The 23,209-nt window shown below is 72.8% G+C and carries 22 protein-coding genes and 1 tRNA gene; 14 read left to right on the forward strand and 9 right to left on the reverse strand.

What is annotated here, in order from left to right; translation table 11 throughout:
* The first annotated feature begins 15 nt into the window (after nucleotides 1-15).
* Entirely contained in the window at nucleotides 16-1,524 is a 1,509-nt protein-coding gene (locus ACZCAH_RS13045) for an Hsp70 family protein (RefSeq protein WP_464341486.1), read from the forward strand.
* 106 nt (nucleotides 1,525-1,630) lie between these two features.
* Here ACZCAH_RS13045 and ACZCAH_RS13050 read toward each other — a convergent pair whose 3' ends face one another.
* Nucleotides 1,631-2,755: a Gfo/Idh/MocA family protein gene (locus ACZCAH_RS13050; protein ID WP_464341487.1), complete on the reverse strand. Its 1,125-nt coding sequence runs from the start codon at nucleotides 2,753-2,755 to the stop codon at nucleotides 1,631-1,633.
* Nucleotides 2,752-3,576, reverse strand: a complete 825-nt coding sequence (locus ACZCAH_RS13055; RefSeq protein WP_464341488.1) for a sugar phosphate isomerase/epimerase family protein — start codon at nucleotides 3,574-3,576, stop codon at nucleotides 2,752-2,754. Before ACZCAH_RS13055 ends, ACZCAH_RS13050 begins: the two co-directional genes overlap by 4 nt.
* A 117-nt stretch (nucleotides 3,577-3,693) precedes the next feature.
* On the opposite strand from ACZCAH_RS13055, the gene ACZCAH_RS13060 reads away from it, so the two are divergent.
* From ACZCAH_RS13060 to ACZCAH_RS13070, 3 genes are all read left to right on the forward strand, one after another.
* The gene (locus ACZCAH_RS13060; protein WP_464341489.1) at nucleotides 3,694-4,395 is read left to right on the forward strand and encodes a TetR/AcrR family transcriptional regulator; all 702 of its coding nucleotides are present in this window, start codon (nucleotides 3,694-3,696) and stop codon (nucleotides 4,393-4,395) included.
* Nucleotides 4,396-4,501: 106 nt separating this feature from the next.
* Nucleotides 4,502-5,215 (forward strand): alpha/beta fold hydrolase, encoded by a 714-nt coding sequence (locus ACZCAH_RS13065; RefSeq protein ID WP_464341490.1) that lies wholly within the window; start codon nucleotides 4,502-4,504, stop codon nucleotides 5,213-5,215.
* Entirely contained in the window at nucleotides 5,212-5,964 is a 753-nt protein-coding gene (locus ACZCAH_RS13070) for an alpha/beta fold hydrolase (RefSeq protein WP_464341491.1), read from the forward strand. Before ACZCAH_RS13065 ends, ACZCAH_RS13070 begins: the two co-directional genes overlap by 4 nt.
* A 27-nt stretch (nucleotides 5,965-5,991) precedes the next feature.
* Here the strand turns inward: ACZCAH_RS13070 and ACZCAH_RS13075 are convergent, their stop codons facing one another.
* On the reverse strand, nucleotides 5,992-6,405 hold the full coding sequence (locus ACZCAH_RS13075) for a hypothetical protein (RefSeq protein ID WP_464341492.1): 414 nt from the start codon (nucleotides 6,403-6,405) through the stop codon (nucleotides 5,992-5,994).
* A 150-nt stretch (nucleotides 6,406-6,555) separates the two neighbouring features.
* On the opposite strand from ACZCAH_RS13075, the gene ACZCAH_RS13080 reads away from it, so the two are divergent.
* The 4 genes from ACZCAH_RS13080 (at nucleotide 6,556) to ACZCAH_RS13095 (ending at nucleotide 9,598) form a co-directional block, all read left to right on the forward strand.
* Nucleotides 6,556-7,626 carry a WXG100 family type VII secretion target gene (locus tag ACZCAH_RS13080; protein WP_464341493.1) on the forward strand — a complete coding sequence of 357 codons (1,071 nt, stop codon included), beginning with the start codon at nucleotides 6,556-6,558 and terminating at the stop codon, nucleotides 7,624-7,626.
* A gap of 79 nt (nucleotides 7,627-7,705) precedes the next feature.
* A complete protein-coding gene (locus tag ACZCAH_RS13085; RefSeq protein ID WP_464341494.1) occupies nucleotides 7,706-8,521 on the forward strand; it encodes a hypothetical protein in 816 nt (271 codons plus the stop codon).
* Nucleotides 8,522-8,547: 26 nt separating this feature from the next.
* Nucleotides 8,548-9,093 (forward strand): LysR substrate-binding domain-containing protein, encoded by a 546-nt coding sequence (locus ACZCAH_RS13090; RefSeq protein WP_464341495.1) that lies wholly within the window; start codon nucleotides 8,548-8,550, stop codon nucleotides 9,091-9,093.
* A gap of 31 nt (nucleotides 9,094-9,124) precedes the next feature.
* Complete coding sequence (locus ACZCAH_RS13095; protein ID WP_464341496.1) at nucleotides 9,125-9,598, forward strand: S-ribosylhomocysteine lyase; 474 nt, start codon at nucleotides 9,125-9,127, stop codon at nucleotides 9,596-9,598.
* Between the two features lie 70 nt (nucleotides 9,599-9,668).
* Here the strand turns inward: ACZCAH_RS13095 and malQ are convergent, their stop codons facing one another.
* Complete coding sequence (malQ, locus tag ACZCAH_RS13100) at nucleotides 9,669-11,816, reverse strand: 4-alpha-glucanotransferase (protein ID WP_464341497.1); 2,148 nt, start codon at nucleotides 11,814-11,816, stop codon at nucleotides 9,669-9,671.
* A 56-nt stretch (nucleotides 11,817-11,872) separates the two neighbouring features.
* On the reverse strand, nucleotides 11,873-13,483 hold the full coding sequence (locus ACZCAH_RS13105; RefSeq protein WP_464341498.1) for a dolichyl-phosphate-mannose--protein mannosyltransferase: 1,611 nt from the start codon (nucleotides 13,481-13,483) through the stop codon (nucleotides 11,873-11,875).
* Nucleotides 13,484-13,526: 43 nt separating this feature from the next.
* Between ACZCAH_RS13105 and rsmI the strand changes: the two genes are divergently transcribed.
* On the forward strand, nucleotides 13,527-14,369 hold the full coding sequence (gene rsmI / locus ACZCAH_RS13110; RefSeq protein ID WP_464341499.1) for a 16S rRNA (cytidine(1402)-2'-O)-methyltransferase: 843 nt from the start codon (nucleotides 13,527-13,529) through the stop codon (nucleotides 14,367-14,369).
* A 95-nt stretch (nucleotides 14,370-14,464) separates the two neighbouring features.
* On the opposite strand, the gene rpmF is transcribed toward rsmI, so the two are convergent.
* Entirely contained in the window at nucleotides 14,465-14,635 is a 171-nt protein-coding gene (gene rpmF / locus ACZCAH_RS13115) for a 50S ribosomal protein L32 (protein WP_329745042.1), read from the reverse strand.
* Nucleotides 14,636-14,875: 240 nt separating this feature from the next.
* Here rpmF and ACZCAH_RS13120 point away from each other — a divergent pair, with 240 nt between their 5' ends.
* The 4 genes from ACZCAH_RS13120 to ACZCAH_RS13135 all read left to right on the forward strand — a co-directional run bounded on the left by ACZCAH_RS13120 (nucleotide 14,876) and on the right by ACZCAH_RS13135 (nucleotide 19,733).
* Nucleotides 14,876-15,877 (forward strand): TatD family hydrolase, encoded by a 1,002-nt coding sequence (locus tag ACZCAH_RS13120; protein ID WP_464341500.1) that lies wholly within the window; start codon nucleotides 14,876-14,878, stop codon nucleotides 15,875-15,877.
* On the forward strand, nucleotides 15,874-16,797 hold the full coding sequence (rsmA, locus tag ACZCAH_RS13125; protein WP_464341501.1) for a 16S rRNA (adenine(1518)-N(6)/adenine(1519)-N(6))-dimethyltransferase RsmA: 924 nt from the start codon (nucleotides 15,874-15,876) through the stop codon (nucleotides 16,795-16,797). The genes ACZCAH_RS13120 and rsmA overlap by 4 nt, the downstream gene beginning before the upstream one ends.
* Nucleotides 16,794-17,795, forward strand: a complete 1,002-nt coding sequence (locus ACZCAH_RS13130; RefSeq protein ID WP_464341502.1) for a 4-(cytidine 5'-diphospho)-2-C-methyl-D-erythritol kinase — start codon at nucleotides 16,794-16,796, stop codon at nucleotides 17,793-17,795. Before rsmA ends, ACZCAH_RS13130 begins: the two co-directional genes overlap by 4 nt.
* Before the next feature lie 345 nt (nucleotides 17,796-18,140).
* A complete protein-coding gene (locus tag ACZCAH_RS13135; protein ID WP_464341503.1) occupies nucleotides 18,141-19,733 on the forward strand; it encodes an HNH endonuclease signature motif containing protein in 1,593 nt (530 codons plus the stop codon).
* A gap of 45 nt (nucleotides 19,734-19,778) precedes the next feature.
* Here ACZCAH_RS13135 and ACZCAH_RS13140 read toward each other — a convergent pair whose 3' ends face one another.
* From ACZCAH_RS13140 to ACZCAH_RS13150, 3 genes are all read right to left on the reverse strand, one after another.
* A complete protein-coding gene (locus ACZCAH_RS13140) occupies nucleotides 19,779-21,608 on the reverse strand; it encodes an ABC-F family ATP-binding cassette domain-containing protein (protein ID WP_464341504.1) in 1,830 nt (609 codons plus the stop codon).
* 89 nt (nucleotides 21,609-21,697) lie between these two features.
* A complete protein-coding gene (locus tag ACZCAH_RS13145) occupies nucleotides 21,698-22,219 on the reverse strand; it encodes a MarR family winged helix-turn-helix transcriptional regulator (protein WP_329745048.1) in 522 nt (173 codons plus the stop codon).
* Nucleotides 22,220-22,242: 23 nt separating this feature from the next.
* Nucleotides 22,243-22,902, reverse strand: coding sequence for a TetR/AcrR family transcriptional regulator (locus ACZCAH_RS13150; RefSeq protein ID WP_329745049.1), 660 nt, complete (start codon nucleotides 22,900-22,902; stop codon nucleotides 22,243-22,245).
* A 211-nt stretch (nucleotides 22,903-23,113) separates the two neighbouring features.
* Here ACZCAH_RS13150 and ACZCAH_RS13155 point away from each other — a divergent pair.
* Nucleotides 23,114-23,185, forward strand: a tRNA-Gln gene (locus ACZCAH_RS13155).
* The last annotated feature ends 24 nt before the right edge of the window (nucleotides 23,186-23,209 follow it).

Raw genomic sequence — 23,209 nt, forward strand, 5'->3', positions numbered from 1 at the left:
GGTTAGCGTCAGGACATGCGCATCGGCATCGATCTGGGCACCACGCGAACCATCGTCGCGGGCGGCGACCGCGGCAACTATCCCGTCCTGACCGTCCCGGACCCCGACGGGGATCCCCAGGACCACGTGCCCTCCGTCGTCGCCCTCGACGGGGACCGGCTGGTCCACGGTCACGCCGCGGTGCGGGCCGCGCAGGACGGCGCCCCGCACCTGCGGTCCTTCAAGCGCCTGCTCGCCGACCCAGAGGCCCATCCGGGCATGCTGGTGCGGATCGGCTCGCGGGAGCTGCCACTGCTGGACCTGCTCACCGGATTCCTCGCCGCGGTCCGCGCGGCGCTGCCCGCGGAGGTCGTCGGGCGGGGCGACGGCACCGTGCCGGCCGCGATCTCGGTCCCCGCCCACGCCCACTCCGCACAGCGCGTGATGACCCTCGAGGCCTTCCGGCGGACAGGCTTCGAGGTGCTGTGCCTGCTCAACGAGCCCTCCGCGGCGGGCTTCGAGTTCTCCCACCGCCAGGCGCGCTCCCTCACCTCCCGCCGCACCCGCATCGCCGTCTACGACCTCGGCGGCGGCACCTTCGACGCGTCCCTGCTGGAGACCGACGGCACGCGCCACGAGGTGCTCGACAGCGTCGGCATCGCCCGACTCGGCGGGGACGACGTCGACGCGCTCCTCGCCGAGCTCGCCCTCCGCGGCACCGGGACCTCCCTCGAGGATCTCGATACCGCCCCGCGGGCCGCGCTGCTCGAGGAGGCGCGCGGCGCGAAGGAGCGGATCACCCCGCAGAGCCGCCGGATCCTCGTCGAGCGTCCCGAGACGGTCTCCGACCAGCCGGCCCTGATCCCCGTCGAGGAGCTGTACGCGGCCGCCTCCCCGCTGGTCGACCTGACCATCGAGGAGATCGCCCCTCTCGTCGGCGCCCTGGACCGCGACTCCGCCATCGCCGGGATCCACCTCGTCGGCGGCGCGACCGCGCTGCCGCTCGTGCCGCGGATGCTGCGCGAGCGCTTCGGACGCCGCGTGCACCGCTCCCCGTATCCCGCGGCGTCCACCGCGATCGGACTCGCGATCGCTGCCGACCCGGACGCGGGTGTGACCCTCACCGACCGGCTCTCCCGCGGCCTCGGTGTCTTCCGGGAACGGGAGGCGGGAGGCGGCATCGCCTTCGACCCGATCCTGACCCGCGACGCGCCGCTGCCCGAGAGCGGGGTGCGGACGGTGACCCGCCGCTACCGGGCCGCGCACGACCTCGGCTGGTTCCGGGTGGTCGAGCACGGCGCCGTCGACGCGGCGGGGGAGCCGCGCGGCGACCTGGTGCCCTACGCCGATGTGCTCTTCCCCTTCGACCCCGACCTGCAGCACCTCGATAACGAGACCCTCCTGGGCCGGCCCGTGCGGCGCCGCGAGGACGGCCCCGAGGTGGAGGAGGTCTACACGGTGCACCCCTCGGGCATCGTCGGCCTGCGGATCACCGACCTCGACACCGGCCACTCGCGCGAGTACGGGCTCGCACACCGCGGCTGACCCACGCGCGAACCGCACGGCATCCCACAGCACGACACCCCCTGCACCGGTCGGTGCGGGGGGTGTCGTCGCACGCGGCGGCTCAGATCCTCAGATCCTCAGATCCTCAGATCGTCGCGGCGAGGGGGTCGAAGTCGACCGGGACCAGGGGGATCTCGCCGACCGAGCTGTTCACGGTGACGAACTCGCCCGAGGCGGCGGACTCCTCGGCGGAGAGCATCACGTCGAGCACGTGGTAGCCCAGCTCGCCGCTCGCGACGTGCGGACGGTCCTCGGCGATGGCCCGGACCATGTCCAGCAGGCCCATGCCGCGGCCGACGACGACGCCCTCCTGGGGCACCTCGATCCAGTCCTGCTCCGGCGGGCGCTCGCCGAAGGACTCGAAGGGCTTCACGTAGGCGATCCGGCCCTCGAACATGTTCGGGTCGGGGACCACGAGGGAGCCCTCGGTGCCGTGGATCTCGACGATGCCCTGGCGGGCGAGCGGCGAGTCGAAGCTGACCAGGGAGGTGCCGGTCTGGCCGGCCTCGAACTGGGTCAGCACCGAGATGGTCGAGGGGACCTCGACGGGGAAGGTCTGCCCGGCGTTCGGGCCCACCTGGATCTCGCGCTCCTCGCGGGCCTTGAGGCCCACGGCGGCGACCTTGTCGACGGTGCCGAAAAGGCTCACCAGGGTGGTGAAGTAGTACGGACCGATGTCGAGCAGCGGGCCGGCGCCCTTCGCGAAGAGGAAGCCGGGGTTCGGGTGGAAGACCTCGGGGCCCTGGTACTGCATCGACGTCTGCGCGAAGAGGGGACGGCCGATGGTGCCCTTGACGATCTCCCGCTTGGCGGTCTGCACACCGGGGCCGAGCACCGTGTCGGGGGCGCAGCCCACGCGCAGGCCCGCCTCGTCGGCGGCCTCCAGCAGCGCGGCGGTGGACTCGCGGTCCAGGCCCAGCGGCTTCTCGGTCCACACGTGCTTGCCGGCCGCGATCGCCGCGGAGGAGATCTCGGCGTGGGCGGCCGGGATGGTCAGGTTGACGACCACCTGCACGCCCGGGTGGTCCAGGACGTCCTGGGCCGAGCCGTGCGCGGGCACGCCGTGCTTCTCCGCCTGGGAGCGAGCGCGGTCGAGATCGAGGTCGCCGAGGATCAGCACCTCGACGTCCGGGAAGGAGTTCAGGTTCTCGAGGTAGGTGTCGGAGATGACGCCCACGCCGATGAAACCGACGCCGATGGGGGCGCTCATGCGACGAAGCCCCCCTCGACGAGGAAGGTGTAGCTGTCGCGGATGTCCTCGAAGACGTCGCCGGGGGCGTTGTCGTACTCGATGACGGCGTACTGCACGTTCTTCGCGGCCTTCAGGGCGGCTTCGGTGGGCACGTCGCCCTCGCCGGCGTGGCGCTGGTCGAGGTCGGCGGAGGAGAACTTGGGGGCGTCCGGGGCGAAGGGGTTGGAGGCCGGGGCCTTGCCGTCCTTCACGTGGATCGCGGTCACGCGGTCGCCGAGGCGCTCGACGAGGGCGACGACGTCCTGCTGGCCGGCGAGGGCCCAGAACAGGTCCAGCTCGATCTGCACCGACGGGTCGACCAGCGAGATGAAGTACTCGTAGGCGGTGACGCCGTCGAAGGACGCCACGAACTCCTGGGAGTGGTTGTGGTAGCCGACGGCGAGGCCGAAGCCCTTGGCCTTCTCAGCGGCCGCGTTGAGGCGCTCGGCGATGTCCTTCACGCCGTCCTCGGTCAGCCAGCGATCGGCGGCGACCATGGGCTCGAAGACCGTCTTGATGCCGATCTCGGCGGCCGCCTCGAAAACGACCTCCTGGGCCGGGGTGGGGATGGAGCCGTCCGGGGTCCACAGCTCGTCGGAGAGCAGCGGAGCATGACCGGTGGGGGAGGCCAGGCCGGCCTTGTCCAGGGCCTCGCGGATCTCCTTTGGGCGGCGCACGAAGTCGAAGGCCTCGACGTTCTTCAGGCCGATCTCGGAGAGCTTGGCGAGGGAGCCGTCCATGTCCGCCGAGAACTCGGCGGCGAGGGTGTAGAGCTGGATGGAGGCGAGGGGTGTCGTCACGAAGGACCTCTTTCACGCGTCATCGTCGGGCGAGAGCCACGTCTCACCGACGTGGTGGAAGAACGCTAGCACGCAGAAACCTCCATGTGGAGGCTTTGGCGGGTTAGAGTTCGGCCCATGACGCCCGCGACGCCTTCAGAGCCCCTCTCGACGCCCCCGGACGGAGCCCCTGGGGCGACGCCGGAGGAACCCGTCGCGATCGGTCGCCCCGGGGCATACTCCAAGGGCGTCGCGCGACGCCAGGAGATCCTCGACCGGGCGATCGAGGTCTTCCGCGAGCGCGGCTCGGACGGCACCTCGCTGCGACGCATCGCCACCTCGATCGGCGTCTCCCATGCGGCCCTGCTGCACTACTTCGACTCCCGCGAACAGCTGCTGGTCGCCGTCTACCAGCACGCCGAGGCCCAGCGGGACGCCACGGAGCGCGGGGAGGAGTACAGCAGCGGGGTCAGCCGGGCCGTCGACGATATGGTGCGGGCCGCTGTGCTGAACGTCGAGATGCCCGGGCTGGTGAAGCTCTACTCGACGCTCGTCGCCGCCTCGCTCGAGGCCGACGCCGGCCCCTCGAGAGACTTCTTCGCCCCCCGCTTCGAGCACCTGCGGGAATCGCTCACCGCCGCCCTGCGCTCCGAGCAGGAGGCGGGGGCGGTCCGCGACGACGTCGATCCCGCGCACATCGCCGCGCTCGTCATCGCCGCCTCCGACGGCCTGCAGATCCAGTGGCTGCTGGAGCCCTCGATCGCCCTGCGCGACACCCTGGCGGCCCTCGCGACGCTGCTCGCGCCGCCCCCGGTCCGGCAGCCGGCCGCCGCCGACTGAGCCCGCCGCCCGATCGCTCACATCCCCGCGTCGTCGCAGCACCGACTCCGGTACGCTCCCAGCGCAGCGCGGGCGGCCCGCGCGCTCATCGGGGGAGGGGATGGGGATGACGCACAGCATCGTGCTGATCCACGCCGTGCGCTCCTCCCGCACGATGTGGGCGGGCCAGGTGCGCCGGCTCCGGAAGAAGGGCTTCGACGTCCACGCCCCCGACCTTCCCGGGCACGGCACGCGCCGCGGCGAGCCGTTCACCGTCGACGCGGCGCTCGCGACGATCGACGCGGCCGTCGACGCCTGCGCCGAGCCGCCGCTGCTCGTGGGCCTGTCCCTGGGTGGCTATCTCACCCTCCACTGGGCGGGACGCTCCGCGGACCGCCTCGCCGGCGTCGTCGCGGCCGACTGCACGATCGTCCCCGGCCCGGCGCTCGCCCGCCTCTACGGGCTGTGGATGACCATGAAGGACTGGCTCCCCGGTGACTCCGACTCCCGCGTGGAGCGCTCCTTCGCCCGTCGGCACAGCCGCAAGGCGGCCCGTCGCTACTACGGCGGTGGTCGCGCCCACGGCGTGGTCGCCGCGGTGGTCCGTGTGATCGGCGGGATCGACCTGCTCGCGGACGTCGCCGCGATCTCCGTGCCGATCACCTTCGTCAACGGCGAGCACGATCCGTTCCGCCGTCATGAGGCGCTGTTCCTCGAGGCCGCGCGCGACGGGGAGCTGGTGGTGCTCGAGGACGCCGGGCACATCGCCAACCTCTCGCGGCCCAAGCGGTTCACCAAGATCCTGCGTCGCTGCGCCGCCGGCGCGCCGCTGCCGGTATGAGCCCCTGGCCCGTCGTCCTGGTCCACGGGGCGCGCACCTCCCGCAGCCAATGGGATCTGCAGCTGCCCGGGCTGCGCGCCGCCGGGCACGAGGTGCTCACCCCGGATCTTCCCGGGCACGGCACGCGACGTGCGGAGCCCTTCCTCCTCGAGGCCGCGCTCACGGGGATCGAGGACGCGCTCGCCAACGCCCCTGGGCAGGGGCCCGTGCACCTGGTGGGCAGCTCCCTCGGCGGGCTGCTGGCGATCGCGGTCGCCGGCCGACGCCCTGCCCGTCTCGGCTCGCTGACCGCCTGCGGCGCCGCCGTCCGCCCCTCGCCCCTGACCGCCCGCCTCTACGCAGCGCTGATCGCGGCGACCGATCGGCTGCCCGGCGCAGGGGCCGACGCGGATCCCCGCCTGCTCCGGCTCCTGCTGGGCGCCGACGGCTCCCGGGCGTACCTGCGCGGCGGGCGGGCGGATCTCGAGACGGTCGGCTCCGCGCTCCGCGCCGTCGGACCTCTCGATCCGCTCCGGGACGTTCACCGCACGCAGGCGCCCGTGACCTTCCTCCACGGTCGCTTCGACCAGCTGCGCTTGCACGAGCGCTCCCTCACCGCCGCGGCGGCGCACGGCCGCCTGGTGGTCCTGCCCTACGGCACCCATCTCGTGAACCTCACCCGGCCCGGACGCTACACCGCCGAGCTGCTGCGGGTCCTCGCCCGCGCGGAGGGCGCCGCTCGCGCCGCGCGCGGGTCGTCGGCCGCCTGAGCGCCGCGGCGCTCCGGAGCCGCCCCGTCAGCCGGGCAGGGACCCCGTGCGGAGGAGGTGGTCGAGCTCTCCCGCGAAGCGTTCGGCGTCGTCCTTGCGGTGGGGGAGCAGCCTCAGGTCGCGCTCGCCGTCGACCAGCAGCCGCAGCCGCGTGAAGGCACCCTTTCGGTACTCGACCCCCCGCACCTTCGCGGCGGGGATCGAGCGCAGCGCCTTCGCTCGGGCACGCCACCCGCCGACCCGAGAGAGCACCACCCGGGAATCCGTGACGATCAGGACCGTTGGGGCGTCGCTCGCGACGGCGGGGAGGGCCAGCAGCGCCCGCTCGGAAGGCTCGAGCACGTCTCCCGTGCGGCGCAGCCCCAGGTCCGCGTACAGCTCGTTGCGGGACAGCGCGGCGGCGAATCCGTTGTCGGCGGCTCGAGGATCCACGGTGTTCACGCGACGATCGTAGGGGACGGCGCGGTGCGGTCGACCGGCATGGGGAGTCCTCCCCATGGTCTTCCTCCGGGCGCCCCGCCTACGGTGGTCCCGGCATACGAGGGCCGCACCGACCGGTGTGCGCCGGGGACGAACAGGGGCGTCAGGACGATGAGCGGATTCTACGGAGCGGATACCGAGCAGCTGCGCGATCACGCGCAGTCGATGCTCGAGCGCGCGCGGCGGCTCGGCGAGCTGCGGGACGAGCTCGAACCGCTCGTGATGGACGACAGCATCTGGCGCGGCACCGATGCAGACGCCTTCCGCCAGGACTGGGCCTCCCGCGTCGCCCCGTCCTTCTCGCAGGGCTCCGAGCGGATCCTGGAGAAGCGCAACGAGCTCGATCGGCACGCCGAGGAGCAGGACTCGGCCTCCGAGGTCGGCGGGGCGGCTGGCGGCTCCGGCGGCGGCAGCGGCGAGGACGGCGGCTGGAATCCGCTCGGCCTGCTGAAGGACGTCTGGCTGAAGGGCCAGGGGATCTACGGCGGCGTCCAGAAGATGATGAAGTTCATCGACGCGATCCCCAGCGCTGCCGACGAGTTCGCGAAGCTCAGCGAGGCCGGGCTGACGAAGCTCTGGAAGTCCGCCTACCTCGACGAGCTGTTCCAGGGCGGCAAGGGCTGGCAGGCGGCCGGCGAGAAGCTGCTCTCCAAGCTCGGCATCCCCCATGCTCTCGGTGACGTCAAGCCGCTCTCGGTCCTGAACAAGCTCGACGACGTCGCCCCCTGGCTGAAGACCGCCGGCCGGGGCCTCGGCAAGGTGCTGCCGGCCGTCGACGTGATCACCGGAGGCATCAATGCCTACAAGGGCTTCACCTCCGGCGACGTCTACGGCGGCGTGAGCGGCAGCCTCAGCGCCGTCGGCGGAGCCCTGCTGATCGCCGCGCCCTTCACAGGACCCGCCGCCCCGATCGTCGGCGCGATCGGTGCCGGTCTCGGGATCGTCTCCGTCGGCATGGACCTCGGGCGGGAGATCTACCGCAACTGGGACGGGATCACCTCGACCGTCGGCGGTGCCTTCTCGACCGCCGGCGACGTGATCAGCGGAGCGGCGTCGACCGCGAGCGATGCCATCGGCGGGGCCGTCTCGACGGCGGGCGAGGCGATCGGCGACGCGGCCTCGACGGCGAGCGATGCGATCGGCGGGGCCATCGACGGTCTCGGCGACGCCTTCGGCTTCTGACCCCGACCCTCTTCGACCCTCTTCGGCCATCCCTGACCAGCCCTGACCCGCCCCGCCCCCACCCCCTAGGATCGGTGACATGACCAGCCCCACCCTGATCTCCGAGCGCGACGCCGCCGGTGCCTACGCCCTGCTCGCCACCGCGGCCGAGGACCCCTCCGTGCTCGCCGTGCTCAGCGATGAGGAGCTCCTGGCCCTCGAGGGGCTGGAGGGCGCCGAACTCGCCGGCAGCCCCTTCCTCGAGGCCTCCGGCTTCGATCGCGAGCAGGCCGCCGCGGTCGCCGCCCGCTCCCTCATCGCCCGCGGCCTGGTGGTGCTCGACGAGTCCCGGCAGCAGCCCGAGGGCGAGGACCTCGAGACCGGGCGGACCGTCACCCGCGCCGCCCAGCTCGATCCCACCCTCGCCGGACTCCTCACCCTGCGCGGCATGCCGCTCGCGATCCTCAACCTCACCCGCCAGGTCGAGGAGCAGGCGACGAGCCTCATGCTCTACGTCTTCCCGCAGGAGGGCATCCTCGAGGAACTGGTCACCGCGGACGGCTTCCACCACTTCAGCCTCCCCACCCGGTCCGTCGTCCCCGAGCGGCTCGCCCGCTATGTCGACCAGGCCCAGGTGGCAGGGGAGGAGGACGGCGAGTCCGTCACCGGCACCGCCGCCGAGCTCGAGGCGGACTCGCCGATCGGGCGCCGCCTCGCGGACACGCGCGCGCTGACCGTCATCACGAGCGCTTCCGGCGAGGGCTCCTCCCAGCTCTCCGTGATGGCGACCGCCACCTCGGTGCACGCCATGGACACCCCCTCCTCGCCCGAGGACCGGGTCGAGGTGCGAGAGATCTCGGCGGGGTCTCTGCGCGAGCTGCTCGCCCGGATCCTGCCCTCCGTCAGCGCCGCCTGACCCGGAGGGGGCCGTACGCTGGCCCCATGGACCACCCGCATCTCCGCGTGGGCTTCGTGCCCGGCGTCGAGCCCGACCGCTTCCTGCGCCGCTGGAGGACCGGACGTCGACCCGCTCGGCTCGACCTGATCCCGGTGCCGCTCTCGCACCAGCAGGACGCCCTCGCCGCGGGCGAGGTGGACATGTGCTTCGTGCGCCTGCCCGTCGCCGGCGACGAGCTGCACGTCGTCGCCCTGTGGCAGGAGCGGCCCGCGGTCGTGGTCGGCACGGAGAACGTCCTCAGCCTCCTCGAGGAGGTCACGGAGGACGATCTCGCGGAGGAGACGGAGATCCGGGCCGAGCACCCTGACGACGCCGCGGACCGCGTGGCCGTCGTGGCGACCGGCATCGGCTACACCCGCATGCCCCTCTCCCTCGCGCGGCTCCACCATCGCAAGGACGCCGCCCACCGGCCGCTGGTCGATGCCGAGCCCACCCGCATCGCGTTGGTCTGGCCCCGCGGCGCCGACGACCCGATCCGTCAGGAGTTCGTCGGCGTGGTGCGCGGCCGCACCGCGCGCTCGAGCCGCTGACCCGCCCCCACCCACACCCCAGGAGAACCCCGTGACCGAGCAGCCCCGCATGAACGTCGAGAGCTTCAACCTCGACCACCGCACCGTCGCCGCCCCCTATCTGCGGATCGCCGACCGCAAGGAGCTGCCCGGCGGCGACGTGCTGACGAAGTTCGACATGCGCTTCACCCAGCCGAACGCCGAGCATCTCGAGTCCGAGACCGTGCACTCGCTCGAGCACCTGATGGCCGAGCATCTGCGCAACCACACCGGCGACGTCCTCGACGTGTCCCCGATGGGCTGCCGCACCGGCTTCTACGTGCTGCTGGTCGGCGACCACACCGTCGACGACGTCGCCCCGCTGCTCGCGGCGACCCTCGAGGACGTCCTGGCGGCCACCGAGGTGCCCGCCGCGAACGAGGTCCAGTGCGGCTGGGGCGCCCACCACACGCTCGAGGGCGCCCAGGCCGCGGCCCGCGCCTTCCTCGCCGAGCGTGAGCAGTGGGGACAGGTCACCGCGGCCTGAGCAGCCCCTCTCGGGTCAGCCCGGCAGCGTCGGGCCCCGCGCCGCTCAGCCTGACTCGACCCCGCGACCTTCAGCCCAGCTCGGCCCGCACGGCGGCGAGCAGGCGGGCGGTGCGGGCGTCGGACGCGATCTGATCCACGCCGATCGGGCGCAGGTCCGGATCGGCGAGCGGGATGCGCCAGTTCGGGTACTCCTCGTCGGTGCCGGGCTGGTTCTGGATCCGCCGCTCGCCCACGCAGTCCACGAGCGAGACCCCGAGCAGCATCGCGGGGGTGCGGGCCAGATGCCGGTGCAGCGCGACCACGATCTGCTCGAGCTCGAGCTCGTCGGTGGGCAGCGCGGGCAGCAGCTGCTCGGCGCGCAGCAGGTCGAGCACCTGTTCGCGCTGGGCGGCATCGGTCGCCCGCTCCTCGTCGAGGCCCCGCTCGAGCAGCCCCAGCCGGTGGCGCAGGGCGACGTGGTCGCCCGCCAGATAGCCCGCGGTCGGCGGGAGGTCATGGGTGTTCACCGAGGCCATGCACAGCGCGCGATAGTCCTCGGGACGCAGCGGCCGCCCGTCGGCGTCGTGCTCGAACCACAGGATCGAGGTCCCGAGGATCCCGCGATCCACGAGGCAGTCGCGCACCCAGGGCTCGAAGGTGCCGAGGTCCTCGCCGATCACCAGGGTGCCTGAGCGCTGCGCCTCGAGGGCGAGGATCCCGATCATCGCCTCGTGGTCGTAGGAGACGTACGCGCCGTCGGAGGCCTGATGCCCGGCGGGGATCCACCACAGCCGGAACAGCCCCAGCACGTGGTCGATGCGCAGCGCCCCGGCATGGCGCATGAGGGTGCGCAGCATGTCCCGCCAGGGCCGGTAGGACGCCTCGGCGAGGCGCTGCGGGTGCCACGGCGGCTGGCTCCAGTTCTGACCCTGCTGGTTGTACTGGTCGGCCGGGGCGCCGACGGTTGCGCCCCGGGCCAGGACGTCGCCGAGGTTCCAGGAATCCGCCCCGACCTGCTCGACGCCGACCGCGAGATCGTGCATGATCCCGATCCGCATCCCGGCCTCGCGCGCCGCCGTCTGGGCGGCCGCGAGCTGCTGGTCCAGCAGCCACTGCACCCACACGTGGAAGTCGACGCGGCCTGCGAGCTCCGTGCGGGCCCGCTCGCGATCCGCCTCCGTGAGCGCGCGCAGTCGCTCCGCGGCCGAGGCCGGATCCGCCCCGGGCGCCGTCCGGGCCTCCTCGGCGAGGGCCGACCACACGGCGAAGTCCTCGAGCCCCTGCCCCTCCCGGGCGCGGAACGCCTCGAGCAGCGCGCTGCGGGCGGGGGAGAGGCCGGCGGCGAAGAGCTCCTCGAGGGCGAGCAGCTTCGCGGCGAACGGCCGGTCGCGATCCAGCGACTCGACGCCTGAGTTCAGCGGGGCGACCTCGACGTGCAGCAGGTCGATCCGCTGCCGGGCATGGGCGGGCAGGTCGCGGTACTCGGCGACGTCCTCGATGCGCAGCGAGAGCGCGCTCGGGAAGCGGCGCGTGACCGGGAGGTAGGGGGAAGGCTCGACCGGAGGCGTCGGATACGAGGCGTGCAGGGGGTTGATCAGCAGGAAGTCCGCACCATGACGGGCCCCGAGGATCGCGGCGAGATCCCGCAGGTCGGCGAGATCGCCGATCCCCCAGGAGCGCTCCGAGCGCACCGAGTACAGCTGCGCCTGCACGCCGACGGCCCGGCGGGCGCGGAACGACTCGTGCACGGTGAGCCGCGCCGGCACGATGACCACGTCGGCCTCGTGGCGGCCGTCGGCGGCCTCGGCGACCAGTCGATGCCAGCCGAGCGGCAGGCCCGACGGCAGCGCGAAGCGCGCCCGTCCGCGCAGGGCCCCGTCGAGGTCGACGGGAGGCGTGAAGTCCTCGACCTGGACGAGGTCCCGGCGCGAGCCGTTCTCGAGCTCGAGATGGACCTCCACGGCCGTTCCGTGCGGGACGTGCACCGGGATGGTCGTCTCACGGTCCTCGCGCAGCACCGTCACGGCCGGCAGGGTGCGCCGCCAGTGCTCGGACTCCCGCTCGTCGCGATACCGCGCCACGTCGGCATCGGAGGCGGCGTGCACGCCGAGGGCCGCGAGGACGGCGCGGAGGGTGTCGTCGGCGACGTCGCGCCGGATCCCGTCCCAGCCCCAGTAGTCGATGCCGACGCCCAGGTCGCGGGCGAGATCGCGCAGTGCTGCGGAGTCCAGAGCCATGTGCACATCGTACGGGCGGCACGTGCTCCGACGCGCCCGCTGACCGTGGTTTGCCGTCAGCTCCAGCTGGGCAGCCAGATGCGGTAGTGCCACTGCTCGGCGTCGATCACCTGGCCGGTCCACAGGGGCCAGAAGAACGCCGAGACCAACACGATCAGCACCAGCAGGGAGCCGACGAAGAGACCACCCGCGAGCCGGCGCTCACGGTCGGAGTCCTCCCCGCCCAGCACCAGGCCCAGCACGTAGGCGAGGCACAGCATCACCCAGGGGGTGAAGGCGATCGCGTAGAAGGTGAAGATGGTCCGGTCGAGGTACATCAGCCACGGCAGGTAGCCGGCGGCGATGCCGGAGAGCGCGGCCCAGGCGCGTCCGTCGCGGAACCAGATCGCGAGGACCAGCGTCACCACGACGGCCAGGGCGCCCAGCCACCAGATCAGCGGGTTGCCGACGTCGAGGATCTGCGCGGCGCAGCGGGCGACCTCGCAGCCCTGCTCGCCGTAGTCGTAGGAGCGGTAGTAGAAGTTGGTGGGGCGGAGCATGATCAGCCAGCCCAGCGGGCTGGCTTCGTAGGGATGTTCCGAGTCGAGGCCGACGTGGAACTCGTAGGCCTGCCGGTGGTAGATCCACAGCGAGTGCAGCGCGTCGACGATCGGGTTGCCGGTCGCGACGCCCTGCTCGGCGGCGACATGGCGGTGGTAGCCGATGGAGGAGGCGAACCAGCCGGACCAGCTCGCCACGTAGACGACCAGCGCCGTCCCCACCGTGGCGAAGAAGGCGGGGATCGCATCGCGCAGCAGCCCGGAGAGGAACCACCGCCGACGGGCGATCGTGCGCCGCGCCCACCAGTCCCACAGCACGGTCATGATCCCGAAGACGGCCACGAACCACAGCCCGGACCACTTCACCGAGCAGGCCATCCCCAGCAGCACTCCGGCGAGCAGTCGCCAGGGCCGCAGACCGCCCGGGACGCCGAGCGGCGGCTCCGTCTCGGCGGAGGTCTGGATCCGGGCCATGGTCATGGCGAGGCGCGCGCGGAACCGGTCGCGATCGATCAGCAGCGCGCCGAAGGCCGCGAGCGCGAACACCATCACGAAGTTGTCGAGCAGGCCCGTGCGGGCATGCACGATCGCCATCCCGTCGACCGCCATGAGCAGACCCGCGAGGAGACCGACGGCGGTGGAGCGGAACAGCCGCCGACCGAGGAGGGTCACCATCAGCACGGCGAGGGAGCCGGCGAGGGCGGTCGAGATCCGCCAGCCCCACGGGTTGTCCGCTCCGAGCAGCATCATCCCGGCGCCGATCAGCCACTTCCCGAGCGGGGGATGGACCACGTAGGCGGCATCGCCCTCGAGGTACGTGTCGACGTCCCCGGCCTCGAAAGCGGCGTCGGGCTCCTCCGGCCAGTCCATCTCGACGCCCTCCTGGGTGAGGGCGTAGCCGTCCTTGACGTAGTACGTCTCGTCGAAGATCAGCTCACCGATACCGCCGAGGCCCCAGAGGCGGAGCACGAGCGCGAGCCCGAAGATCGCCATCGCCGCCGCCCAGGCGAGACGCCCGGCGGGACGGTGATCGACGTGCAGTCGACGCCGCCAGGACGCGAGGAGGGCTTCCGGCTCGTCGCCGATCTCGGCGCGATGCGTCGGGACCTGCTCCTCCTGCGTGTGCACGCGCACATGCTAGGTCATGGCCCTGCCTCGATAGCATGGCGGGATGCTGGAGCCCGGAGTCCTCACCCTCGCCGCGACCCCCATCGGGAATCCGCTCGACGCCTCGGTGCGCCTGGTGCGGGCGCTCGGCTCGGCGGACCTCATCGCCGCCGAGGACACCCGGCGCCTCCATCGCCTGCTCACCGATCTCGAGGTCGAGGCCGCCGGGAGGATCCTCTCGTACCACGAGCACAACGAGGCGGAGCGCACGCCCCTGCTGCTCGAGGCCCTCGCGGCCGGGCAGCGGGTGCTGATCGTGACCGATGCCGGGATGCCGGTGGTCTCGGACCCGGGCTTTCGGGCAGTGCGCGCCGCGACCGCCTCCGGACACCCCGTCACCGTGCTGCCGGGCCCGTCGGCCGTGCTCACCGCGCTCGCCGCCTCCGGGATCGCCCCGGACCGCTTCGCCTTCGAGGGGTTCCCGCCGCGTCGGGACGGCCGGCGCGCCGCCGCCTTCGAGCCGCTCGCGGGGGAGGAGCGGACCCTGATCTTCTTCGAGTCGCCGCGCCGCACCGCCGCGACCCTCGCGTCGATGGCCGCCGCCTTCGGCGCAGACCGTCCGGCCGCGGTGGCCCGGGAACTGACGAAGACGCACGAGGACGTGCTGCGCGGAACGCTCGGGGAGCTGACCGACTGGGCCGAGGGCACGGAGGTGCTCGGGGAGATCGTGATCGTGGTGGCGGGGGCCGAGCCGACGACGGCGAGCGCCGAGGACCTCGTGGAGACGGTGCTGGCACGAGTCGCGGCGGGGGAGCGCCTCAAGGACGCCGCGAAGGAGGTCGCCCGGGGTCGCAGCGGGGTCACCGCGAGCGCGCTCTACGACCTCGCCCTGCAGCGGAGGGGCTGAACGTCACGCTGGACGTCAGGAGGACGACGACGCCCCCGTCACCAGGGAGGGTGACGGGGGCGTCGTGACAGCTGCGGGGCCGGGCCCGCGCGGAATCAGTCCTCGATCTGGAGGAGACCGCGCTGGTAGGCCTTGGCGAGGCGACGGGGCACATTGGCGGTGCGGCCACGCACGGTGACCTGCACGAGGCCGGCGTTGTCGGCCTTCCACTGCGCACGGCGGGACCGCGTACGAGCGCGGGACATCTTGAACTTGGGCACTGCCATGGGAACGCTCCTTGACGGTCCGGAGGATGGTCGGGCGTCGGCACCCCGCCCGAGCAGCGACCCGAACCCACTCCAGCGGAATCGGGGCGCTCGGGTGCACGAAAGGGACGCGCAACGACGACCCATCTTGCCACAGGACGCGTGTCTGCGCTCCCTCCGCTGCCCGTGAGCTATCCCACCGCGGCGCGCGGTCGCGGGGAACCCGGCGGACGACGACGGCCCGGCTCCTACGATGGTCGCATGCCGTCCCCGAACGAGACCGAGACCGCGTCGACCAGCCCAACGCCGACCGTCGCGTCCGCCGCCCCCGAGCCGGTGCGCCGCCGTGAGGACATCGACCCGCGCAGCTCCAGCCGGGACCGCTCCTGGCCGCCAGAGCCCGCACCGCTGCCGTTCCCGGTGATCGACAACCACTGCCATCTCGACTTCGCCGACGGCGAGCAGCACCTCACGGTCGGCGAGCACGTCCGCCGGGCGGCTCGAGCCGGTATCGACGGCCAGATCACGATCGGCTCCGACCTCGAGGCGGTGCGCTGGACGGCCGCACTGCTCGCCGATCCCGCCTGCCCCCCGAGCCTCTTCGGCGGCGTCGCGATCCACCCCAACGAGGCGGCGCTCCACGCCCGCGGCACCGACCTTGACGGCCGCCCGCTCGTCGACCTCGACACCGCGCTCGCCGAGGTCGCCGAGCTCCTCCGCGGACCGCGGATGGCCGTGGTGGGGGAGACGGGCCTGGACTGGTTCCGCACCTCGCGGAAGGACGAACGCGCCCGCGCCGCCCAGATCGACGCCTTCCGCGCCCACATCGCGCTCGCCAAGGAGCTCGATCTCCCGCTGCAGATCCACGACCGCGATGCGCACTGCGACGTGCTCGAGATCCTCGAGGCCGACGGCGCTCCCGAGCGCACGGTTTTCCACTGCTTCTCCGGTGACGCCGAGTTCGCGCGCGCCTGCGCCGACCGCGGCTGGTACCTGTCCTTCGCCGGCACCGTGACCTTCAAGAACTCCGTCCCGCTGCGGGAGGCGCTCGCCGAGGTCGGGCTCGACCGGGTGATGGTCGAGACCGACGCCCCCTTCCTCACCCCGGTGCCCTACCGCGGCCGCCCGAACTCCTCGTACCTCATCCCGCTGACGATGGCTACGATCGCCGAGGTCACGGGGACCGAGCTGGCCGAAGCGTGCCGACGGGTGCGGGCCACGACGGAATCGGTCTACGGCGCGCTGTGGACGGCGGCGGCATGAGCCGGGACGCAGGGGCCGGCGCCGCGAGCGCCGCGGGTGCCGAGCGCGAGAGTGCGGGCCTGCTGCTCACCCACCGGGACATCCGAGAGCTGGCCGAGGCCGCCGGCATCCGGCCCTCGAAGCAGCGGGGCCAGAACTTCGTGATGGACCCGAACACGGTGCGCACCATCGTCGGCCGGGCGCACCTCGAGCCGGGCCGGTCCGTGCTCGAGGTCGGTCCGGGCCTCGGCTCCCTCACCCTCGGCCTGCTCGAGGCGGGAGCCGACGTGGTCGCCGTCGAGCTGGACCGCGGACTCGCCGAGCTGCTGCCGCTCACCCTGCGGGCCCGCGGTGTCGCGGAGGACCGCTTCCGACTCGTGCATGCCGATGCGCTGCAGGTGACCGAGCTGCCGTCGCCGCCCCGTGCGGGCGAGCCCACGGCGCTCGTCGCGAACCTGCCCTACAACGTCGCGACCCCGATCCTGCTCACCGTGCTCGAGCGCTTCCCCTCGATCCGCACGGCGCTGGTGATGGTGCAGTCCGAGGTGGTGGACCGCCTCGCCGCCGGCCCCGGCTCGCGCACCTACGGCGCCCCGAGCGTGAAGGCCGCCTGGTACGGCCGCACCGAGCATGCCGGTCGGATCTCCCGGCAGATCTTCTGGCCCGTGCCCAATGTCGACTCGGCCCTCGTCGAACTGGTCCGCCACGAGACCCCGCTCGGGGACGATGCGGAGCGCGCCCGGGTGTTCGCCGTAGTGGATGCGGCCTTCGCGCAGCGGCGCAAGACCCTGCGGGCGGCCCTGGCCGGTTGGGCCGGTTCCGCGCCCCGTGCCGAGGCAGTGCTGCGCGCGGCCGGCGTGGACCCGTCGGCTCGCGGCGAGACCCTCGAGATCGCGCAGTTCCAGGCCATCGCCCGCGCCGCCGACGAGGTGCCCGCATGAGCGGGGTCCCGGCGTCGGGTGCGGACCAGGGGACGGGTGCGGGACCAGGGGCCGGTGCGGGCTCGGGCACCGGTGTGGGCCTCGCGCGGCGGGTCGTCGTGCGGGCACCGGGCAAGATCAACCTCTCGCTCGCGGTCGGCGCCGTGGACGCGCGGGGCTATCACGTGCTCGAGACGCTCTTCCACGCCGTCGACCTGGCCGAGACCGTCACCGCCGTCCCGGCCGACGAGCTCTCTCTCACGGTCGACTCGGCCGTGCCCGGGGAGATCCCGCTCGACGGCCGCAACCTCGCCCTGCGCGCCGCCGAGCAGCTCCGCGCCGAGCACGACGTGAGCGCCGGCGCGGAGCTGCACATCCGCAAGGAGGTCCCGGTCGCAGGCGGTATGGGCGGCGGATCGGCCGACGCCGCCGCGACCCTCGTGGCGCTCGATCGACTCTGGGGCCTGGGGCTGAGCGAGGCGCAGCTGCGCGCCCACGCGGCGCGGCTGGGGGCCGACGTTCCCTTCGCTCTCCGCGGACGCACCGCGCTCGGCCGCGGCAACGGGGGAGACCTCTCCTCGGTGCTCACGGCGATGCACCCCACGTGGCTGCTCGCCGTGCCGGGAGGACACCTGTCGACCCCCGAGGTCTACCGCCGGCACGACGAGATCGCCGCCGCCCGCGAACGGACGCTCACCCCCGAGCCGCGGATCGACCCGCGCCAGCTCGAGGCCCTCGCGAGCGGGGACCTCGAGCTGCTCGGACGCACGCTCCACAACGATCTCCAGGACGCCGCTCTCGCCCTCCATCCCGGGCTCGAGCCGGTCCTCGCCGCCGCGCTGCGCGAGGGCGCCCTGGGTGCGCTGGTCAGCGGCTCGGGGCCGACGATCGCCGTGCTGGTCGCCGACGAGGCCCAGGCGCGGGGCGTAGCGGCCGCCCTGCAGTCGGCGGGGCTCGTCGAGAGCTGCCTGATCGCGGAGGGCAACGCCCCGGGAGCACGGGTGCTCGAGGAGAGCTGAGGGGCTCCCGCTCGCCTCCCGGCGGGCCCCCGTCCGTCTCCCGGCGGGCCTCCCGCCGTGTGCCACGCGCTTTCACCTGCGCTTCCGATGGAAGAATTCTCCTGCATATCAGGGACGCGCCGCCTGCTTCGTCGTTCCTGTGCCCGAGAAATCCCTCTTCTCACGCCGCGCGTAGCGCTCGAGCGGGACACTCGTCCAGCGTGCGGCGTGGGGCCCACGGGTGAAGAAGGGGGGCCAGTAAGAATCATTCCTCCCCAGTGGGTAGTTATCCACAAAGGGAAACTACTGCCCAGTAGGTAGGTGATTCCCCTTGCTCTATTCGAAAGGGTGTACGAGACTGGAGGCATGACATCTTCGGGGGACGGCGCGAGCAGGGTCGCCGGTGGGGCGGTGCTGGAGGACCAGCACATCCGCCTCGCCGAGGTCGACCTCTCTGCTGCTCGCGACGTTCTCGCCCGGATCGGCGCCGAGGGTGCCGAGACGTTCGACGCCCTCACCGCGCCGGAGTCCATCGCCCTGCTCGCCGAGCTCACTCGGATCGACGGCGCGCTCGAGGCGATCCGCGCCCGCGCCCTCATCCGTCTCGAGGAGGCCGTGCGCGAGGACTGCGTCGAGCGCGGCGAGAGCCCGCGCCGCGCCGTCGACATCGCCCGCACCGAGGCGTCCTTCGCCCTGCGCTCCTCCCGCGCGGTGGCCGGTCGCAGCCTCGCCACCTGCCGCCGGCTCGTGCTCTCGCTGCCCGGTCTGCTGCGGAGCCTCGCGGAGGGCACTCTGTCCCCCGAGGCGGTGCATCAGGTCGGCGTCGTGCTCGGCCCGGTCGAGCCGGAGATCCGTCGGCAGGTCGACGAGATCCTCACCTCCCGGCTGGAGGAGCACCAGGACTGTGGCCCCCGGGAGTGGTCGGACCTCGCCGAGAAGGTGCTCCACAGCCTCGATACCGCGGGAGCCGCGGCCCGGCATCATCGGGCCCGCCGAGAGCGGCACGTGCGGATCCGTCGCGTCCCGCACGGGATGGCGAAGGTCTCCGCGCTGATCCCCGCGGCGGACGGCGCCAGGATCCGCAAGGGTCTCTCCGTCGCGGCGGAGGCCGCGCGTGCCGGCGGCGACCGACGCGGGCACCAGCAGATCATGGCCGACCTCTTCGCGGACGCCCTCGTCGGCCGCGGCGACGGCGTCGACCCCGCGACTCTCGAGCTCGGGATCATCATCACCGACCGCTCCCTCCTCGCGCCGGAGCATGCCGACGCCGCGATCCTCGAGGGCTTCGGGGCCGTGCCCCTCGAGCACGTGCGCGAGGAGATGCGCCGCACCGCCCGGGACGCCGAATCCGCGGATCCCGAGCTCGCGCACACGCTGCGCCGCCTATACACCGATCCGGAGGACGGTCAGCTGGTCGCGGTCGAGTCCCGCTCCCGTGCCTTCCCGCCCGCGCTGCGCCGCTTCCTCACCTATGCCCACCAGAGTTGCCGCGCCCCGCACTGCGATGCCGACATCCGGCAGATGGACCACATCGTCCCCTGGTCCGAGGGTGGGGAGACCTCCCTCGCCAACGGCAACGGGCTGTGCGCCGCGGACAACGCCAAGGAGAGCGCCGGGGTGCGCGCCCGCGTCATCGAGGACGAGACGAGCGCGCGCCGCGGCGTCCGCTGGATCAGCCGATACGGGCAGGTCGCAGAGCGCGGAGCCGTGGATCTCGACCCCCTCGGGACCTACCGGAACCGGGTCCGGCGAGAGCCGGCAGACCGCGAGCGACGGCGGGATGAACCCGCCCCGCAGCCCCAGACAGACCCCGGGTCACAGCCCCTGCCCACGCTGCATCACGCCCTCGAGGCCCTCGTGATCCCGCTCCGGGACGGCACGAGGTCCCACCCGCAGGGCTCCCGAGGATCGGCGTCTCGCCGTGTCGATCTGTCCTGCCTCTGGTCCGAGGCCGCCTGAGCCTCCGCGAGACCTGACGGACCGCCCGTCCGGCCCCGCCCGCGGTCAGCCGATCTGCTCGGACAGCTCGAGCCAGCGCTCCTCGAGCTCCTCGTTCTCCTGCTCCAACGCGCGCAGCTGATCGGTCAGCCCCTGCAGCCCCTGGTAGTCGGACTGGTCGTGGTCGGCGAGCTTCGTGTGCAGCGTCTCGGTCTGCGCGGAGATCTTCTGCATCCGTCGCTCCACCGCGGAGAGCTCCTTCCGCGCGGCATGCGCCTCGGCACCCGAGAGAGCCGGGGCGCCTCCCGCAGAACTCCCGTCGGCCGGGTTCGTCGCCGACGAGCCGGTGACCCCAGCTTTGGCCCCTGGCCCGGCCCCCGCTCCGGCCTCCTCCGCCGCCGCGCGCAGCGCGAGATACTGCTCGACCCCGCCCGGCAGATGCCGCACCGCCCCGTCGAGCACCGCGAACTGCAGATCCGTGACCCGCTCGAGCAGGTACCGGTCGTGGGAGACGACCAGCAGCGGCCCCGGCCAGGTGTCGAGCAGGTCCTCCATCGCGGCGAGCATGTCGGTGTCCATGTCGTTCGTCGGCTCGTCGAGCACCAGCACATTGGGCTCCTCGAGCAGGGTCAGCAGCAGATCGAGCCGCCTCTGCTGCCCGCCCGACAGCTCCTTGACCTGCACCTTCTGGTGAGCCGAGGTGAAGCCGAGCCGCTCGAGCAGCTGGCCGGGGCTGACCTCGTCCTTCCCGGCGCGGAAGGTCGTGCGGTAGCGACCCACGAGGTCGCTGATCCGCTCGTGCATGTGCTCCTGCAACCCGTCGAGACGCTGGGTGACCTCCTTGACGGTCACCGTCTTCCCGCGCTTGACCCGGCCGGCCTGCGGCGACACCGAGCCCGTCACGAGCCCCAGGAGCGTCGACTTCCCGGCACCGTTGGGGCCGAGGATGCCGATCCGGTCCGCCGGCCCGATGTGCAGGGTGATATCGCTCAGCACGGTCCGGTCCCCGTAGCCGGCGTCGACGTCCACGATGTCGATCACGTCGCGGCCCAGGCGCGAGGTGGCCAACTGGGTCAGCTCGACGGAATCACGCACCGGCGGCTCGCCGGCGATCAGCTCGTTCGCGGCATCGATCCGGAACTTGGGCTTCGAGGTGCGCGCCGGGGCTCCGCGGCGCAGCCAGGCCAGCTCCTTGCGCATGAGGTTCTGGCGCTTGGCCTCGATCGCGGCGGCCTGCCGGTCGCGCTCCACGCGCTGCAGCACGTACGCGGCGTATCCGCCCTCGAACGGGTCGACCACCCCGTCGTGCACCTCCCACATGCGGGTGCACACGGCGTCGAGGAACCAGCGGTCGTGAGTGATGACCACGAGACCGCCGTCCTTCGGACTCCACCGTCGGCGCAGGTGCTCGGCGAGCCAGGCGATGCCCTCGACGTCGAGATGGTTGGTGGGCTCGTCCAGGAGCAGCACCTCCCAGTCACCGACGAGCAGCTCGGCGAGATGGACACGGCGCAGCTGCCCGCCGGAGAGGGCGTCGAGCCGGGCGTCGAGATCGATCCCGCCGAGCAGCCCCGCGAGGACGTCGCGGATCCGCGCGTCCGACGCCCACTCGTACTCGGGCCGATCACCGACGACGCGCTCCCGCACCGTCGCCCCGACCGTCGCCTCGTCCTGCTGGCTGAGCACGCCCACGCGCACCCCGCCGCGCACCGTGACCCGTCCCCCGTGAGGCTCCTGCGCGCGGGAGAGCAGCCGGAGCAGGGTCGACTTGCCGTCGCCGTTGCGACCGACGACGCCGATGCGGTCGCCCTCGTCGATCCCGATCGTGACGTCGTCGAGGAGCACCCGGTCGGGGAGCGCGACGTGGAGGTTCTGGGTGCCGAGCAGGTGGGCCATGCGGTGAGGGTTCCTCTGAGGATGTCGAAGGGCGGATCGCGGACGCGGGTCCGTCGCGGGGCGGGGCGCAGGACGCCACTTGGTGGAGGTCAGTCGCCGGGAGGGTCCTCGACCTCGAAGGTCAGCAGCAGGGCGCGCAGGGTCTGAGCCAGGTCCTGCTCCGCGTGGGGGTCCAGCGGGGCCAGGAGCTGGCGCTCGGCGGCGAGCAGGCTCTCCATCGCCGTGTCGACGCGGGCGACGCCCTCGGGCTGCAGCCGCACCTCGACAGCGCGGCCATCCCGGGGGCTTCGGTTCTTGGAGACCAGTCCGCGGGAGACGAGCTTGTCGATGCGAGTGGTCATCGTCCCGCTCGTGACGAGGGTCTGATGCATCAGCGCGCCGGGGGAGAGCGCGTCGTCCCCGCTGCGGCGCAGCGCCGAGAGCATGTCGAACTCCCAGCCCTCGAGGCCCGCCGCGGCGAAGGCCGAACGGCGCGCCGTCTCGAGATAGCGGGAGAGGCGCGAGATGCGCGAGAACACAGCCAGGGGGCTGACGTCCAGCTCGGTGCGCGCCCGCTGCCAGCCCTCGATGATGCGGTCGACCTCGTCGCGGGGGTCGGTGGGAGCAGGCATGGGGGCGAGTCTACGGAACCTGCTCAGCCCGACTGACGGGGCCCGGACTCCTGGCGCAGCGTCGGGGCCTTCTGCAGCGCTCCGAGGCCGAACCAGGACAGGTTGACCATCCGTGCGGCGACGACCTCCTTGGCGGGACGACGCGTCTCGAGCCACCACTGCCCGGTGTACGCCACCATGCCCACGAGCATCTGCGCGTAGAGGGTCGAGTCCTTCGCGGGATAACCGTGGCTCGAGAGCTGGGTCGAGAGGATCACCTCGACCCGCCGGGCGACGTCGGTGAGCAGGGCCGAGAAGGTCCCTCCGGCCTGCGAGACCGGGGAGTCCCGCACCAGGATCCGGAAGCCGTCCTCGTTCTCGTCGATGTAGGACAGGAAGGCGAGAGCCGCCCGCTCCATGAGCTGTCGCGGATGGGCGCGCTGGTCCTGCAGCGAGTCCTCGAGAGCCCGCAGCAGGCTCGAGACCTCGCGGTCGACGACGACCGCGTACAGCCCCTCCTTGCCGCCGAAGTGCTCGTACACGATGGGCTTGGAGACCTTGGCCCGGGCCGCGATCTCTTCGACGCTGGTCACGTCGAAGCCCTTCTCCGCGAAGAGCCGACGGCCCACGGACACCAGCTGCTCGCGCCGCTCCTGGCCCGTCATCCGGGTCGACCGCCCCCGAGGGGCTCCCTTCTCCGCCATGCGGCGAGTCTCGCACAGAGCGGCGCAGAGCTCGGGCGTGGCACGGCGGGTGGCTCGGGTCGAGCGCTGCGGTCGAGCCGGGCACGGCGCCGCGGGCGGCGAAGCAGGTGGGCGGCCCTCGGGCGCTAGGATCGAGCCGCGCCGACGGCGCCGCCGGACCCGGCCCTGCTCGCCCGGAGCAGGACCGATCTTCGCGGCGGTGGCGTCGCCCTCCGCCATGGTGTAATCGGCAACACCTCAGATTTTGGTTCTGATGTTTCAGGTTCGAGTCCTGATGGCGGAACGCCCATCGCCGACCGGCGGTGCC

Source organism: Brachybacterium sp. B718/18, assembly GCF_055454375.1.

What these genes read in the sequence shown, in the direction of transcription:
- ACZCAH_RS13050 (WP_464341487.1), bottom strand. Translation starts at nt 2,755, where the DNA reads ATGAGCGCCCCCATCGGCGTCGGTTTCATCGGCGTGGGCGTCATCTCC.
- ACZCAH_RS13135 (WP_464341503.1), top strand. Translation starts at nt 18,141, where the DNA reads ATGACATCTTCGGGGGACGGCGCGAGCAGGGTCGCCGGTGGGGCGGTG.
- ACZCAH_RS13045 (WP_464341486.1), top strand. Translation starts at nt 16, where the DNA reads ATGCGCATCGGCATCGATCTGGGCACCACGCGAACCATCGTCGCGGGC.
- ACZCAH_RS13130 (WP_464341502.1), top strand. Translation starts at nt 16,794, where the DNA reads ATGAGCGGGGTCCCGGCGTCGGGTGCGGACCAGGGGACGGGTGCGGGA.
- ACZCAH_RS13065 (WP_464341490.1), top strand. Translation starts at nt 4,502, where the DNA reads ATGACGCACAGCATCGTGCTGATCCACGCCGTGCGCTCCTCCCGCACG.
- ACZCAH_RS13090 (WP_464341495.1), top strand. Translation starts at nt 8,548, where the DNA reads ATGGACCACCCGCATCTCCGCGTGGGCTTCGTGCCCGGCGTCGAGCCC.
- ACZCAH_RS13060 (WP_464341489.1), top strand. Translation starts at nt 3,694, where the DNA reads ATGACGCCCGCGACGCCTTCAGAGCCCCTCTCGACGCCCCCGGACGGA.
- ACZCAH_RS13145 (WP_329745048.1), bottom strand. Translation starts at nt 22,219, where the DNA reads ATGCCTGCTCCCACCGACCCCCGCGACGAGGTCGACCGCATCATCGAG.
- ACZCAH_RS13085 (WP_464341494.1), top strand. Translation starts at nt 7,706, where the DNA reads ATGACCAGCCCCACCCTGATCTCCGAGCGCGACGCCGCCGGTGCCTAC.
- malQ (WP_464341497.1), bottom strand. Translation starts at nt 11,816, where the DNA reads ATGGCTCTGGACTCCGCAGCACTGCGCGATCTCGCCCGCGACCTGGGC.
- ACZCAH_RS13120 (WP_464341500.1), top strand. Translation starts at nt 14,876, where the DNA reads ATGCCGTCCCCGAACGAGACCGAGACCGCGTCGACCAGCCCAACGCCG.
- ACZCAH_RS13080 (WP_464341493.1), top strand. Translation starts at nt 6,556, where the DNA reads ATGAGCGGATTCTACGGAGCGGATACCGAGCAGCTGCGCGATCACGCG.
- ACZCAH_RS13140 (WP_464341504.1), bottom strand. Translation starts at nt 21,608, where the DNA reads ATGGCCCACCTGCTCGGCACCCAGAACCTCCACGTCGCGCTCCCCGAC.
- ACZCAH_RS13070 (WP_464341491.1), top strand. Translation starts at nt 5,212, where the DNA reads ATGAGCCCCTGGCCCGTCGTCCTGGTCCACGGGGCGCGCACCTCCCGC.
- ACZCAH_RS13150 (WP_329745049.1), bottom strand. Translation starts at nt 22,902, where the DNA reads ATGGCGGAGAAGGGAGCCCCTCGGGGGCGGTCGACCCGGATGACGGGC.
- rsmI (WP_464341499.1), top strand. Translation starts at nt 13,527, where the DNA reads ATGCTGGAGCCCGGAGTCCTCACCCTCGCCGCGACCCCCATCGGGAAT.
- rsmA (WP_464341501.1), top strand. Translation starts at nt 15,874, where the DNA reads ATGAGCCGGGACGCAGGGGCCGGCGCCGCGAGCGCCGCGGGTGCCGAG.
- rpmF (WP_329745042.1), bottom strand. Translation starts at nt 14,635, where the DNA reads ATGGCAGTGCCCAAGTTCAAGATGTCCCGCGCTCGTACGCGGTCCCGC.